This is a genomic window from Cryobacterium sp. TMT1-2-1 (assembly GCF_004403955.1).
Taxonomy (GTDB): Bacteria; Actinomycetota; Actinomycetes; order Actinomycetales; family Microbacteriaceae; genus Cryobacterium; species Cryobacterium psychrotolerans.
Map to the genome: position 1 here is coordinate 14452 of NZ_SOHC01000023.1, position 13972 is coordinate 28423.

Annotated in this window: 13 protein-coding genes; 3 read left to right on the forward strand and 10 right to left on the reverse strand. The window is 62.6% G+C overall.

The annotated features are described in order from the left end of the window. Positions 1–16 precede the first annotated feature (16 nt). Both E3T33_RS03620 and E3T33_RS15145 read right to left on the reverse strand, forming a co-directional pair. Positions 17–2371: an FdhF/YdeP family oxidoreductase gene (locus E3T33_RS03620; RefSeq protein ID WP_134574803.1), complete on the reverse strand. Its 2355-nt coding sequence runs from the start codon at positions 2369–2371 to the stop codon at positions 17–19. A 150-nt stretch (positions 2372–2521) separates the two neighbouring features. Next, positions 2522–2968: a MarR family transcriptional regulator gene (locus tag E3T33_RS15145; RefSeq protein WP_166784379.1), complete on the reverse strand. Its 447-nt coding sequence runs from the start codon at positions 2966–2968 to the stop codon at positions 2522–2524. A 31-nt stretch (positions 2969–2999) separates the two neighbouring features. On the opposite strand from E3T33_RS15145, the gene E3T33_RS15150 reads away from it, so the two are divergent. From E3T33_RS15150 to E3T33_RS15435, 3 genes are all read left to right on the forward strand, one after another. Further along, positions 3000–3383 (forward strand): hypothetical protein, encoded by a 384-nt coding sequence (locus E3T33_RS15150; protein WP_166784380.1) that lies wholly within the window; start codon positions 3000–3002, stop codon positions 3381–3383. A gap of 76 nt (positions 3384–3459) precedes the next feature. Further along, on the forward strand, positions 3460–4332 hold the full coding sequence (locus tag E3T33_RS03630; RefSeq protein WP_198417238.1) for a TM2 domain-containing protein: 873 nt from the start codon (positions 3460–3462) through the stop codon (positions 4330–4332). A gap of 54 nt (positions 4333–4386) precedes the next feature. Then, positions 4387–4530, forward strand: coding sequence for a hypothetical protein (locus tag E3T33_RS15435; RefSeq protein WP_198417239.1), 144 nt, complete (start codon positions 4387–4389; stop codon positions 4528–4530). Positions 4531–5126: 596 nt separating this feature from the next. Here E3T33_RS15435 and E3T33_RS03635 read toward each other — a convergent pair. The 8 genes from E3T33_RS03635 to E3T33_RS03675 form a co-directional block, all read right to left on the reverse strand. Next, positions 5127–6815, reverse strand: a complete 1689-nt coding sequence (locus tag E3T33_RS03635) for an amidohydrolase (protein WP_134574765.1) — start codon at positions 6813–6815, stop codon at positions 5127–5129. A 136-nt stretch (positions 6816–6951) separates the two neighbouring features. After that, complete coding sequence (locus tag E3T33_RS15510; protein ID WP_277870624.1) at positions 6952–8043, reverse strand: NAD(P)/FAD-dependent oxidoreductase; 1092 nt, start codon at positions 8041–8043, stop codon at positions 6952–6954. A 16-nt stretch (positions 8044–8059) separates the two neighbouring features. Beyond that, entirely contained in the window at positions 8060–8482 is a 423-nt protein-coding gene (locus E3T33_RS03650) for a cupin domain-containing protein (RefSeq protein WP_241982811.1), read from the reverse strand. A gap of 41 nt (positions 8483–8523) precedes the next feature. Next, positions 8524–9942: an FAD-binding oxidoreductase gene (locus tag E3T33_RS03655; protein ID WP_092324423.1), complete on the reverse strand. Its 1419-nt coding sequence runs from the start codon at positions 9940–9942 to the stop codon at positions 8524–8526. Between the two features lie 26 nt (positions 9943–9968). Further along, positions 9969–11120, reverse strand: coding sequence for an ABC transporter ATP-binding protein (locus E3T33_RS03660; protein WP_092324421.1), 1152 nt, complete (start codon positions 11118–11120; stop codon positions 9969–9971). Then, the gene (locus tag E3T33_RS03665) at positions 11110–11910 is read right to left on the reverse strand and encodes an ABC transporter permease (RefSeq protein ID WP_134574767.1); all 801 of its coding nucleotides are present in this window, start codon (positions 11908–11910) and stop codon (positions 11110–11112) included. Before E3T33_RS03665 ends, E3T33_RS03660 begins: the two co-directional genes overlap by 11 nt. Further along, positions 11910–12806 (reverse strand): ABC transporter permease, encoded by an 897-nt coding sequence (locus tag E3T33_RS03670; protein ID WP_134574768.1) that lies wholly within the window; start codon positions 12804–12806, stop codon positions 11910–11912. Before E3T33_RS03670 ends, E3T33_RS03665 begins: the two co-directional genes overlap by 1 nt. Positions 12807–12814: 8 nt before the next feature. Beyond that, complete coding sequence (locus E3T33_RS03675; RefSeq protein ID WP_092324417.1) at positions 12815–13951, reverse strand: ABC transporter substrate-binding protein; 1137 nt, start codon at positions 13949–13951, stop codon at positions 12815–12817. Positions 13952–13972 lie beyond the last annotated feature (21 nt).

Genomic DNA, 13972 nt, shown 5'->3' on the forward strand with positions numbered 1-13972 from the left:
AGCCGTGCCCCGGCGGTCAGCTCGGCAGGGCCGCCCCCGACCGGTTACGAGCCGCGTTAGGCGCTTTGTCCGCATCCGCTTCCACCGGATCGAGCCGCACGATCACCGCCTTCGACACGGGGGTATTGCTGCCCTCGGCGAGGTGAGAAAGCGGAACCAGAACATTCGCCTCGGGATAGTAGGCCGCGGCACATCCGCGAGCGGTGGGGTAGGACACCAAGCGGAATTTCCGCAGGACCCGCGGGATCTTGTCGCTGAACACCCCGTGCACATCCACGAACTGGCCATCGATAAGGCCCAGCTCGGCGAGGTCATCGGGGTTCACGAAGACCACGTGGCGGCCATTTTTGATGCCGCGATACCGGTCGTTGTGCCCGTAGATCGTGGTGTTGAACTGGTCGTGCGAGCGCAGCGTCTGCAAAATGAGGGTGCCCGGCGGGCGATCGACGGGCTCGAGATCGTTGACGGTGAGTATTGCCTTGCCGATGGGCGTGGGAAAGGTGCGCGAGTCCCGCGGGCCGTTGGGAAGCATGAATCCGCCTTCCTGACGGATCTTCTGGTTGTAGTTTTCGCATCCGTCGACCACGTGGGAGATGTGGTCGCGAATGAGGTCGTAGTTCTGCTCGAAACCGTCCCAGTCGACCTTCACTTTGTCATCGAGAACGGCCCGCGCCAGCCTGGAGATGATCGCCACCTCCGAAAGGAGGCCGGGTGCCACCGGATCGATTTTTCCCCACGACGGATGCACGGCGCTGACGGTGTCCTCGACCGACACGAACTGCGGCCCTGAGGTCTGCATGTCGATCTCGGTGCGGCCCATCGTGGGCAGGATGAGTGCCTCGGCGCCGGTGACCACATGGGACCGGTTGAGTTTCGTGGACACCTGCACGGTCATCTCGGCGCCCCGCATGGCGGCCTCGGCCGCGTTCGTATCGCTGATTGCCGCGACCAGGTTTCCACCGAGCGCCATGAACACCTTGATGTCACCGTCGCGCAGCCCTGTGATTGTCTCGACGGCGTCCGCACCGTGTTCCCGGGGCGGTTCAAACCCGAACTCCCGCTCGAGGGCGTTCAGGAATGCCGGCGGCATTTGTTCCCAGATGCCCATGGTGCGGTCACCCTGCACATTGCTGTGACCGCGAATCGGGGAGGCGCCTGCGCCGGGTTTGCCGATGTTTCCGCGCAACAAGAGCAGATTGATGATCTCTTTGATGGTCGCGACAGCCTTCTTCTGCTGCGTCAGGCCCATGGCCCAGGTCACGATCACGCGATCGGCCTTGAGATAGCGTGCGGCCAATTCGTCGATCTCGTGTTCCTCAAGTCCCGTGGCCTCGAGCACGGTCTGCTCGTCGAGCAGGTTCAGGTGCCGGTTGAGATCTTCCAGGCCAAAGCAGTACTTCGCCAGGAACTCGTGGTCCAGCACAGTTCCGGGATTCTGCGCCTCGGCGGCCAGCACCTTTTTGGAGACCGCCTGCAGCAGCGCCATGTCGCCGCCCAGCCGGATCTGCACGTGCTGGTCGGCGATGGGGGTGCCGCGTCCGATGATTCCCTTGACCCGCTGCGGGTTTTTGTACCGTTGCAGGCCGGCCTCCGGCAGGGGATTGACGGCGACGATCTCCGCGCCGGAGTCCTTCGCCTCTTCCAGGGCCGTCAGCATCCGCGGATGGTTCGTTCCCGGATTCTGACCCATAATGATGATGAGATCGGCCTGGGCAAAGTCGTCGTAGCTGATCGTGGCCTTGCCGATGCCCAGCGTCTGGCCCATGGCCCATCCGGTTGACTCATGGCACATGTTGGAACAGTCAGGCAGGTTGTTCGTGCCGAAAGCGCGCACGAAGAGTTGGTAGGCGAACGCGGCCTCATTCGAGGCGCGCCCGCTCGTGTAGAAGGCGGCCTCGTCCGGGGATTTGAGACCGTTGAGCTTCGTGGCCAACACGGAGAACGCGTCGGCCCAGCTGATCGGTCGGTAGTGGTTCTCGCCTGCGGGCTTATAGACCGGCTCGGTGAGGCGCCCCTGCATTCCGAGCCAATATTCCGACTTCTCCAGCAGGTCGTCAATGGAATGCTGGGCCCAGAAGTCCGATTCGATGATGACCGGAGTGGCCTCCCAGGTGACGGCTTTCGCGCCGTTCTCGCAGAATTCGAAGGCCTTGCGGTGATTCGGGTCGGGCCAGGCGCAACTGGGGCAGTCGAAGCCGTCTTTCTGGTTGAGGGCGAGCATCGTCTTGCCGGTGCGGATGACGCCCAGTTTTTCCAGCGCCGGTTTCATGGAGTGGTACACGCCGGGCACGCCCGCGGCCCAGTCTTTCGGTTTTGTGACCTCGAGGTCGGTGTCGTCTGGCTCTGACACTGAGGGATGCTCGCGAGTCATGGTCCCTACCCTTCCGACAGCCCCACTTAAGCTGTGTCCTTCAGCAGTAACAGCCTTGGCCAGGTGTTGCAAGACCTCAGCCGGGATTGGAGGCGAAGAGCCTGCTCGCTCTGGAGTGAAAAACGAAAGGTTCTCACCCCCCAAGGATCGCTAGAGGTGGGTTGTCGAGCCCGTACTGCCGGGGCGGAGCTCTTCGCGGGGCTCGGACGTGTCGGCACGAGCGGAGTGGCGCACCATCGATCGAGCCACCGACTGGAGTGTCGCGGAGAATGTGTCGAGTTCGGTGCGATCCAGGTCGCTCGTGGCCGCCTCAAGGAGCGCGACGAAGTCGCGATGGACATCGCGCATCATCTGGTGCGCGAGAGGCGTGAGTTCGAGGTAGAGGCTCCGACGATCGTTCGGATTGTTGAGCCGGTGGAGCAGCCCTGAATCGACGAGTCGGCGCGAGATGAAGGTGACCGCTGCGGTGGTCATATTCAGGTAGCCGGCGAGTTTCTTGGGCGTGACGCTCACTTCGGCAGCGACCCGGAACAGTGCGCGAAGCTCGCTGGCGGTGAGCCCAGCTGCATCCGCGCCGGCTGGTCCACCTGCGTTCACCCCTCGTGAGCTCCGGCTCGGCGCGACCGGCATGGGACTCGGCCTCGTCGTCGGAATTGTCGGCTCGCTTCTCGTCGCATCCGTTGCCGGCGGTATCGGATCGCTCGTGACGTCCAGCCCGATGGCGGCCGCAGCCACGGAATGCGACGTTGAAACAAACTCCTGGATCAACGTCGGCGACGAAGGCCGAAGCATCTCGATGAACAGCGAGGGCGAGGAGGCGGAGGGCGCCGACATTTCCGATATCGCCTGCATCTTCGGCGAACTCGACACCCCCGACAGCGTCATCAACCGTCTGGAGGGCACCCGCGCCCTCGACGGACGCCAGACGGCGACCTGGGATGACTTCTCCGCTTCGTGGGGGTACCACCCCGACAACGGCCTCGACATCGTGATCGAGGTCGTGGAGAAATGACCGGCGACGCCCGCCGAACGGCTGGCGCATCCGCGCCAAGCACCTCAATCGCAGCCAACACAAGGAGATCAACACCATGAGCGACAACCAGCACTCGACCCCAGCCGGCATCCCGAACGATCAGCGGGAACAGCCGATCCCCCCGACCTACCCAGCAGCGCAGGAGAACGCCCCCGTGGGCGCCGTCAACGCGATCGCATCGGACAAGTCCTTCGTGGTCACCTGGCTGTTCGCCTGGCTGCTCGGGTTCTTCGCCGTGGACCGTTTCTACCTGGGCAAGGTCGGCACGGCCCTGCTCAAACTGTTCACCCTCTCCGGGTTCGGCATCTGGTGGCTCGTCGACCTGATCCTCGTGCTCGCCGGCGCCCAGCGGGACAAGCAGGGCCGGAAGCTCGCCGGGTACGACGCCAACAAGAAGATCGCCTGGATCATCACGGCCGTCGGGATCGTGCTGTGCATGATCATCTCGGGTGTCACCAACGCGGCGAGCCCGGGCGACAGCCCGGCGGCCGTCGCTCCCCTGGAGAACGAGGATGCGTCGGCGCCCGTCGAGGAGGCACCACTAGAAGAGCCGCCCGCGGAGGTCGCGACCGTTCAGTCCTGGGCGGACGACAGCTTCGGCACCTTCGCGCCCGTCACGCAGACCGGCACCGGCGACAACCTCGTCACCCTGCCGGCCGGCGCCACGGCCGGAATCGTCACCGCCACCCACGACGGCGGCAGTAACTTCGCGATCTCGGTGTTGGATGCGTCCAACGCCTCCACCGGTCAGCTTCTGGTGAACACCATCGGCAGGTACACGGGGACGAGCGCCTTCGGCTTTAACTCCCTCGGCGATGGCGTGACTCTTGAGATCTCGGCAGACGGAAAATGGAGCGTGACCATCGCTCCGGTCTCCGCGGCACCAGCGCTCCTCGCCTCGGGCGCCGGAGACCGAGTGTTCCTCTAACAAGGGTCCGCCGGGAAGCTCACGGCCACGCATGCGGGTTCCAGCAACTTCGCGGTGACCGAGCAGACTGGGGAGGACTTCAGCTTCGGTTTGCTCATCAACGAGATCGGCGCCTATTCGGGCACGGTCCCGCTCAGCTCCGGACCTTCGGTGATCGTAGTCAACGCCGACGGCCCGTGGACGCTCAAGGCTGAATAGCGTCCACGCGTTAACGAGAAATCGCTCCTGAGGATCCTCAGGAGCGATTTCTTTTGGTTCTGTTCTGTGGGCTGTTCGCGAAACTCGTGATGGTACGGATCGCGAGGCGCCAGAAACCGCATTTTCCTCCGCGTCCCTCGTGATTCTCCTTCACAGTTGACGGACGGTGAGTTGCTGATGCGGCGGCGGATCCCCTCGTCGATCACGCATGCGACTCAAGATGGGCGGAACGGCAGCGAGGATGCCGCAAGACGGTGGTCCTTTGTGAAACCCGAAGGAGCCAGGCAAACCTGCAGCCGTCCCGCCAAGGGTTCCATGTGGAACTCGCTGCAACTCCGCAATTTGATCACCTTCCATCATGGTTGGTGGCCCTATTTTCAGTAGGCGTTTATAGCCCTGTTTTCAGTCGGCGTCAACACAGGCCACCGCCTGAAGAACTGCGGGTCGTTGGCTCGGGCGCCGGAGGCGGGAACCCCTCCGGGAATGTCTGAATGCCGTGCGTTTGGTCGCCCAGGAACTTCGGTACGCCGGCCCTTCTAGTCAGTTCCGGCCATTGTCAGGTTCAAGTAGATCGTCATCTGACCCGTGCTGGGCAGCTACTGGTGGCCGGTAAAAACGTCGGGCGACTCGTCCCCGCGGCGGTACACCAGCGAACCCGCGGAGTAGGTGCGCAGGACGCTAGTCAGGTGGATGTCTTCGGCCGGCAGGTCGAAAAAGTTGCGGTCGAGTACGGCGAGATCGGCGAGATACCCGACGGCGATTTTGCCGGTTTCGTGTTCTTGCCTATTCACAACGGCACTGCCCCAGGTGTACGCAGTGACGGCCGCGGCTAACGAGAGTTGCTGCTGCTCACCTAACGGCCGCTCAACGCTGCCCTCGCTAATTCGGTTGACGCCAACGTGGATGGCGGCGATCGGATCGGGGCTCGACACCGGCCAGTCGCTTCCGGCACAAAGTTGGGCTCGCGCGCGGGCGAGGTCGCCAAAGGGGTAGTAGCGTTCAACGAGTTCCGGTGCCAGAAATGGCACGTTTAACTCATCCAGCTGTCGGGCGTGCGCAGCCCAAAGCATCTGCATGTTTGCGATTGTGCCGAGCTCAGCGAAACGCGGTATGTCCCTCATCCCAACCACCTGCAGGTGAGCAAGGTGATGCCTGTTACCCAGATCACCGTTCGCTTCCCTGGCGGCCTCAATCGCGTCGAGCGACTCGCTTACGGCCCGATCACCGAGGGCGTGGAAATGGACTTGGAACCCCGCTGCATCCAGTGCCGTCACACATACCTTGAGATCCTCGGGATCGATGAATGAAAGGCCGAGATTCTCCGTCACGTCGCCGTGAGCATCCCGGTAGGGCTGGCTCATGGCGGCCGTGAAGTTCTCCGGCACGCCATCCACCATGATCTTGACGGCCGACGCGCGGAAGTGCCCGGATGGATCAGCGTCGCGGATTCGTGCTCGTCGATCGATGATTTCGGGAAGTTGCTCCAGCCCTCGACCTCGCTCCCACCAGATCGCAGCGACGGTGCGCATGGTCAGCTCGCCCCGGGCGACCGCATCGAGGTAAGTCATGGTGGAGTCTTCCATTCCGAGGCCGCTCCCCAACAGCGCATCCTGCCAGGATGTAACGCCGAAGCTGTGCAGATACTCCTGCGCCCGCAAGAGTCCGCGGTCGGCGAGGTCGCCCGTTGCAGACGGTGCGAAGCGGCCGACCAGATCCATCGCACCTTCATGGAGCGTGCCGCTTGGCTCGCCTCCCTGGGTGCGCTCAATGCGTCCGTCGATGGGATCCGGGGTTTCCGCGGTGACACCGGCGAGACCAAGTGCGCGGGAATTGACCCACATGCCGTGGTGATCCCGGTTCATGAGGGCGACAGGCCTGCCCGGGATGACAGCGTCAAGCAGGTCTCGGGTCGGCGTCCCGCCTGCAAAGAACTCCATCGACCAACCTGCGCCCATGATCCACTCTGCGTGTGGGTGCGCACGGGCGTAGTCAGCGATCAACCGGAGGCAGTCTTCTGCATCTTTCGCGCCGGTGAGATCGCACTGCAACAGTTCGATTCCCCCGGCGACGGGATGGATGTGAGCATCCTGAAATCCTGGCAACAACAGGCGGCCTGTGAGCGGAACGACATCCGTGTTTTCTCCCACGAGCGCCGCGATGTCCTCTGCGGCCCCCACCGCCATGATTCGACTGTCCGCTACCGCGACATCGGCGCGGACCGGGGCGTCCTGAGGCGCAGAGAAAATCCAGCCGTCAACGAATACGATGTCCGCCACGCCAGCCATCAGCGTCTCCCTGGCCTACGGTCACCGAGAATCTCTGCTGCGGCCTCGCGTCCGCTTCGTAGGGCACCCTCCATCAACCCTGCGAAATCTCCTCCGAGGTACTCCCCCGCGAAATGCAGGGCCCCGATGGATCGTCTCAGGTAGTCCAGGTCATCTTTTGTGACCTCAGTTCCGCGCGCAGAATAGGCCCCCTCGCCCACGGGTCGTTGGACCACGTGGTGAGAAGGGCGCCTTCGCTGACCAAAGGCATGTCGGGCTGGGTTTCCTTCACACGTGCAACCCAAGCGTCCGGTCCGTCTCGAACGTCGAGCCGATCCAAGGCCGTGGCTGAGCCAGCAAAGCAATTCAGCACTGCTGGTACACGCCCGGTGCCATCCATAGCGGTCCAGGACCAATATCGGTCGGGAACACTCATGACGGCGCTCGTGTGGACCGAGCGCGCCAAAGGGATATGGAGCTTCGCAGCGTCACCGTAGGCGCTCCGAGCCAACGCGTCCAGCTTCCACCTCGGAAGTGCGGGTGAGATGGATAACTCGCTCACCAACGGCAGCGGAATGGCGAGCACGACGTGGTCGGCACGGTATGTGTCCAGGTCGGTTAGGACCTCGAAGGTGCCGCCCTCAGCCACTATCGCTCTGACCGGGGTGTTGAGATGCACGCGATCACCGAGTCGCCCGGCGAGGGCCTGCGCCAGACCCTGGTTTCCTCCTGCGATGCGATGGCTGGGCAGAGGAGACAGGGATGCCACATGTCCCAGGACACTGCTGTCGAGGAATTCCGCCTCAAGAGCGCAGGAAATCTCGACCCGGCATCGTATGGCCTCGGCGAGATCCGTAGACACCGTGAGGTTAGACAGCACGTCGCTGATCGACAAGCGTTCGTCCCCGCCAATGGCGTCGGTCAGCCTTGACCCGGCCGCGACCATCGCGGCGGAATCGACTTCCCCGGCGCCGCGGGGTTCGCGAAGGTAATAGCTCATTCCCGTGTCGACCAGGCTCAGACCCAATTCGGCGACATAGCTGCGAAGAAGGTCGTATCCGCGAAGAATGATTTCCGCGCCGCGCTCGACAATAACGCTCTGCCCGTCGGGCAGGGGCAGCGATTCCGACCAGACCCGCCCTCCGACCCGGTCGCGCGCCTCAAAGACCTGGACGTCGTGCCCGGCATCCATCAACTCGCTCGCCGCAGCCAATCCGGCCAATCCCGCCCCGACGATAGCTACCCGCACGACGGCTCCACGAGGCTCAGTGCGGTTCGGCAATGGGCTCGGGCTCGGTCGCGGCCCCCACGAGGACATAGGTCTTGCGGATCGTCTCGTGAATGACCCAAGTACCGCGCCACCCAATCGGGAGCACAAGAAGTGAGCCGGCTGCAAGGTGAACGCTCGTCCCGTCGTCACCATGCACCGTGGCGGTTCCGCTCAGGATTTGGCAAACCTCGGTGCAGGTGTCGCGCACAGCGGTGAACTCGCCCGGCTCGCATTCCCAAACCCCGGTTGAGGTGTGGGGGCCGGCCTCCCACAGGCTGAGCGTCGATTCCATCTGACCTGTTCGGCTTGTGGGTTTGGACTGTGGTTGCGGGAGGGCCACAGTATTTGCCATCACGTGACGCAGACTGACGGTCTCGGAGCCGGTCTTCGCGCTGGCCAGGGCTTCGTTTTCGCTCACGATATTTCCTTTTCTGATCGGCGTTGCTCTTGATGGGCAGTTCAGCGGCCCGTGATCTTATTGGCGAAGCGTGCGATCTTGCTGGTGCCCGGCAGGTCCCGTTCGTATTCACGACGGTCAGCTTCGCGATAGAGCGTGTACATGGCTTGCACACCCAGCCAACGCAAAGGTTCAGGCTCCCACGGGCGAACGCGACGCCCGACCCACGGGAGTCGGGTGAGTTCGGTGTCACGGCGGAGCACGAGGTCGGCGAGGGTCCGACCGGCAAGGTTGGTGGTCGTCAACCCACTGCCCACGTAGCCCCCCGCGGTGCCGAGACCAGTTTCCTGGTCGAGTTCAATCGTCGCGCACCAGTCACGGGGTACACCCAGGACACCGCTCCAGGCTTGAGCGATTGGAACGTCACTTGCTGCGGGAAACATGCCGTGGAGCAAGTCAGTCAGAGCGCGGATCGTCCAGCCCTGGGTCTCACCATTGTCATCGGTGCGGGACCCATACCGATACGGGATGCCACGTCCACCGAGGGCGATTCGATTATCCGCGGTGCGCTGGGCATACATGTACGCGTGAGCTGCGTCTCCGAGCAGCTCTCCACTTGCCCACCCGATCTGGGACATCACCGATTCCGGTAGAGGGTCGGTGATGATCATCGAGGAATTCATCGGCAACCACGTGCGCCGTTCACCTTCGATGCTTGGAGTGAATCCCTCCAGGCAGCGAAGAACGATCGGCGCTCGGACTATCCCCCGGTCCGAGTGGACAGTCTGAGGCTTGATCTCTCGCACCGTCGTCTGTTCATAGATGGAGACTCCAAGCCGCTCCACTGCGGCGGCGAGACCCCGCACGAGCTTGGCCGGTTGGACGCGGGCGCAGTGAGGGCTGTAAGTGGCACCTCGGGAACCTTCAACGACGATTCGGGCGTCCAGTTCAGCGCGACTCAGGAGAACAAAGTCGTCCGCGCCCGCGCCCCAAAGTTTTTCATACTCGAGGCTCTCCTGCAGCCGGCCAAGCTGCGCACTGTTGCGGGCGACATGAAGAAGTCCGTCCTTGACAATGTCGGCGTCGATGTTCTCGGCCCGTGCGACTTCGATCACCTCATCCACCGCGCCTCGCATGGCGCGCAGCAAGTCGACAACGCCCTGATGCCCGTGGGTCGACGCGTAGGCAGAGCGTGATCCTGCGAGCTCTGAAGAAAGCCAGCCGCCGTTTCTGCCAGACGCACCGAATCCTGCGAATTCCTTCTCAAGGATGACGATTCGCAGATCGGGCTGCTCGCGTTTCAGGTAGTACGCGGTCCACAGCCCGGTGAACCCAGCCCCGACGATGCAGATGTCGGCTTCCAGGTCGCCAGGAAGCGGAGCACGGTACGCGGGGATTTCGGTGCTGGAGTACCAGAAAGAAACGCCGCCGTTTGGGATCGCACGCTCGGCCTGCCGAGAGTCATGCTTGATGCTGGTCATTGATGCACTCCTGTTTCTGTGGACGGCTAGTGCGATGCGAAGACGGGAACGTGGTCGTCGGCGGCCTGTGGCCTATCGGGGCTCTCATTACTTGTGAGGACAACGGCGTCTTCGGCGCGGAAAGTGAGCCACACGAGGTCCCCGGGGCGATTCGCCGTGACATCACCCGCGGATTCGCGGACGAGGACTTTACTTCCGTCGCCCAGTTCAACCTCAAGCTTGCGTGAGTTGCCAAGGTAGATTTCCTGAAGGATGCGCCCCCGAACCGCGTTGCCGCTCGGTGCCGTCCCGTCGATTGACTGCACTCGAATCCGCTCGGGACGCACGACCAGAGCGGCGGGCGCGCCGGTTCGCGCGTCACCCCGGTGCGCATGCAAAGTCCTGTCTGAACTCAACACCCCCTTCCCCGCTCCATGGTCGACAGCCAGACCGTGGAACAAGGACGATTCACCGACGAACTGTGCGACAAAAATCGTGCTCGGACGCTCGTAGAGGTCTTGGGCGCTGCCCACCTGCTCGATCTTTCCCTGGTTGAACACCGCAATGCGGTCTGAAAGAACGAGGGCTTCGTCCTGGTCATGTGTGACGTATACAAAGGTGGTCCCGAGCTCCGCATGGATCCGCTTGATCTCCAGCTGCAGGGAGTCACGAAGCTTCTTGTCCAATGCCCCGAGTGGTTCATCCATCAGCAGCACTCGCGGGCTGTAAACGATCGCGCGCGCGAGGGCGACGCGCTGCTGCTGCCCGCCGGACAACTGCCGCGGCATGCGGTGGGAGAGATTGGCAAGGCCGACCTTGTTCAATGCATCCGCGACAAGGCGCCCTCGCTCGGATTTGGGCAGTCTGCGCTGGCGAAGCGGATACGCAACGTTGTCGCCCACCGACATGTGAGGAAACAGCGCGTAGTGCTGGAACACCATTCCCATGTTCCGTTTGTGGGGCGGAAGGGCGTAGACGGGCTTGCCATCGACGAGGATTTCACCTTCGGTGACGTCCACGAACCCGGCGATCATGTTGAGTGTGGTCGTCTTGCCCGAACCGCTGGGCCCCAGCAGGGTGAGAAACTCGCCAGGCTCTGCGTTGAGGTCAATCGCGTCTACGGCCGTTGCATCACCGTAACGCTTGGTCAGCTTATTGAGGGTGATGGCAGCACCCTGCGAGATCGAACTATCGGACACGATTCCTCCGAGCAATGTAGAGAGTTGTGGTCAGCGTGAGAACGGTCGTCAATCCCAGGATGAGGGTGGCGGCCGCCGCTATTGTCGGGTCGGTGTCCCGCGTGACGGAGGCGTACATCTTCACGGGGAGGGTTTGAAGATACGGACTCTGAATGAATAGGGACAAGACGACTTCGTCGAAGCTGGTGACGAAGGCAAACAGGGCACCCGAGATAACACCGGGCGCAACGAGCGGCAACGTGACCTGACGGAACGTGGTCCAGCGATTCGCTCCGCAGATAGCCGCGGCGCTCTCGAGGCGACGGTCGAAGCCGTTCAGGCTCGCCGTAACGGGGATGATGACGAACGGCAGAGCGAGAACACTGTGCGCAATGACAAAGCCAAGAGTTGTTCCCAGCAGGTTTGTGCGGAGGAACAGCGCGTACAGCCCGACTGCGACGACGATCACCGGCGCAATCATGGGCGCGAGAAGTATCGTCTTCACGGTCTGTTGGCCACGGAATGCCGATCGGGTCAGAGCTGCAGCAGCAGCGGTGCCGGCAATGGTCGCGACGACCGCGACAAGCGCCCCCACCTGCAAACTGGACGCGAGGGCTCCAACCCAGCTTGGGTCCTGGAAGAAGTTCGTGTACCAGCGCGTCGACCAGCCGGTCGGCGGAAAGGAGAAGGATGGCTTGTCGGTCAGGCTGAGCGGGATGACGATCAACGAAGGAGCGGCCAGCCACAGCGCCACCAGCGCGCAGAACAGCCACAAGGCGCCCTTCCACATCCGTGCCGCGGGCTTTCTCATCAGCGCACCCCCTTGATCGTGCTGGTTGAACGCCCAATGACGAGCGCCAGGATTGCGAGGATCGCGAGCGTGATGACAATTAGCACGACCCCCATGGTCCCGGCGCGACCCCATTGCAGCAGCCCGTTCACCTGAGTGAATATCTGTTGGCTGATCAGCGAATTCCCTGGAGACCCCAGCAGCGCCGGGGTCACGTAAAAGCCCAGGCTGCTAATGAACACGATCAGCGAACCGGCGCCCACCCCAGGTAAGGACAATGGCAGCCAAATCCGAAAGAAGGACGTAATCGGGCCGGCGCCAAGGCTCGAAGAAGCCAGAATCAAGCGGCGATCGATATTTGTCATTACCGCGTACAGCGGCAAGACGAAGAATGGCAGCAGGACCTGACTCATGCCGATAACGACGCCCAGGTTGGTCCTGATGAGCGGGATCTGACCCAGACCGACGGTTGCGAGGAGGGACTGAATCGGCCCGTGATCCTGGAGCAATATCACCCAGGCGAACGTGCGAACCATCAAGCTGGTCCAGAAGGGCACGAGGACCAGCAAGGTCAGCACAGCTCGCAGCTTCGGCCCTGCTGCAACCATGGCGTAGGCGTATGGATATCCCAGCAGCAGGCAGATGACTGTCACGTTGACAGCAGTCGTGAACGTGCGCAGCAGTATCCGCTGCTGCACCGCGTCTCCCAGGTACCACGCGAAGTTGCCAAACCCAACCGAGGGGTCCGTGAACGCGTACCACAGCATGATGACCAGCGGGACGATGAACCCGATGATCAGCAATAGCCCTGCCGGGACGAGCAAGCCCAGGCGGCCCCACCTCTTCGATGGGGCCGCCTGGTCGATGACCGTGTCAGCGGTAATAGGTCCTGCCACGAGTGCTTCCGCGGTAGCCATCGAGATGCCTAGCCGGCCAGCCAGTTCGTGTAGGCCGTAACCATTTCGTCATGGTTCTCTGCCCACCAGGCGTTGTCCAGCTTGAAGGCATCCTTGACTCTTTCAGGCGTGGTCGTCACGAAGGATTGAGCCAGCTCGTCCAACTTCGGCTTGGAATCCGTGTTTACGGGACTGTATGAGGTCAGTTCGGTGAGCTTGGCCTGTTGCTCGCTCCCGAGGTAGTAGTTGATCATTGCCATTGATGCTTTCGGGTTTTTAGCGCCGATAGGGACAGCGAGGGCGTCAGCCTCGGGCATCCACTGGTCCCACATCGGCGCGTACGCCGCGCCGTTCTTCACCGCAGAGTACGCGCGACCACTCCAGACCAGCGCCATGTCAACCTGACCCGATTCGAGCAGCTGCTGGGACTGGGCGCCGGTCGACCAGAACACGATGTCCTTCCGGATCGACGCCATCTTCTTCATGGCGCGCTTCTCATCGATCGGGTACATGGCGTCGGCGGAAACACCATCGGCGAGCAAGGCACCTTCAAAGACACCCGGGTCGAGGTCGCCAGTTCCGCCCTCGATCCCTCGCTTGCCAGGGAACTTCTTGGTGTCGTAGAAATCGGCCCACCTGGTCGGAGGGTTGGCTCCATACTTCTTGGTGTTGTACATGACGATCATGCCGTAGCTCATCGCCGGCACCGAGCACTTGTCTGTAAGCAGGCCGGCCGGGATCTTGCTCGTGTCCACGATGCTGGTGTCGAGCGGCATGAACAATTTGCCGCACTGCTGGGCTGCGAAGACGTTCGTGGTGTCGACAACGTCCCATGTCACATTTCCTGAGGTGACCTGCGCCTTCAGCTTGGCATTGTCCGTGGGCCCGTCCTGAAGGATTTTCGCGCCTGAAGCAGCACCAAACGGAGAGATGGCTGCGGCGACTTGGCCATCCTGGTAAATACCCCCGTAGGAAACGAAGGTCAGGGTCTGGCCCGTCAAGGCATTTGCCTTGACAGACCCAGAGACCGCCGCTCCGCTCCCGAGATCGACTGGTTTAGCCGGTCCGCCGCCACCTGTGGTACAGGCGGCTAGAAAGAGTGAGCCTGCGGCGACGGTGGCGATGGCACCGACCCGGACACTCCAGGTTGATTTCGCGATTTTCATTTTTTCTCCTTGTGAGCTTCG

Excerpts from the sequence above, each read along its gene's own strand:
- E3T33_RS03620 (WP_134574803.1), bottom strand. The coding sequence starts at position 2,371 with ATGACTCGCGAGCATCCCTCAGTGTCAGAGCCAGACGACACCGACCTC.
- E3T33_RS15150 (WP_166784380.1), top strand. The coding sequence starts at position 3,000 with ATGGGACTCGGCCTCGTCGTCGGAATTGTCGGCTCGCTTCTCGTCGCA.
- E3T33_RS03630 (WP_198417238.1), top strand. The coding sequence starts at position 3,460 with ATGAGCGACAACCAGCACTCGACCCCAGCCGGCATCCCGAACGATCAG.
- E3T33_RS03635 (WP_134574765.1), bottom strand. The coding sequence starts at position 6,815 with ATGGCTGGCGTGGCGGACATCGTATTCGTTGACGGCTGGATTTTCTCT.
- E3T33_RS03655 (WP_092324423.1), bottom strand. The coding sequence starts at position 9,942 with ATGACCAGCATCAAGCATGACTCTCGGCAGGCCGAGCGTGCGATCCCA.
- E3T33_RS03665 (WP_134574767.1), bottom strand. The coding sequence starts at position 11,910 with ATGAGAAAGCCCGCGGCACGGATGTGGAAGGGCGCCTTGTGGCTGTTC.
- E3T33_RS03670 (WP_134574768.1), bottom strand. The coding sequence starts at position 12,806 with ATGGCTACCGCGGAAGCACTCGTGGCAGGACCTATTACCGCTGACACG.
- E3T33_RS03675 (WP_092324417.1), bottom strand. The coding sequence starts at position 13,951 with ATGAAAATCGCGAAATCAACCTGGAGTGTCCGGGTCGGTGCCATCGCC.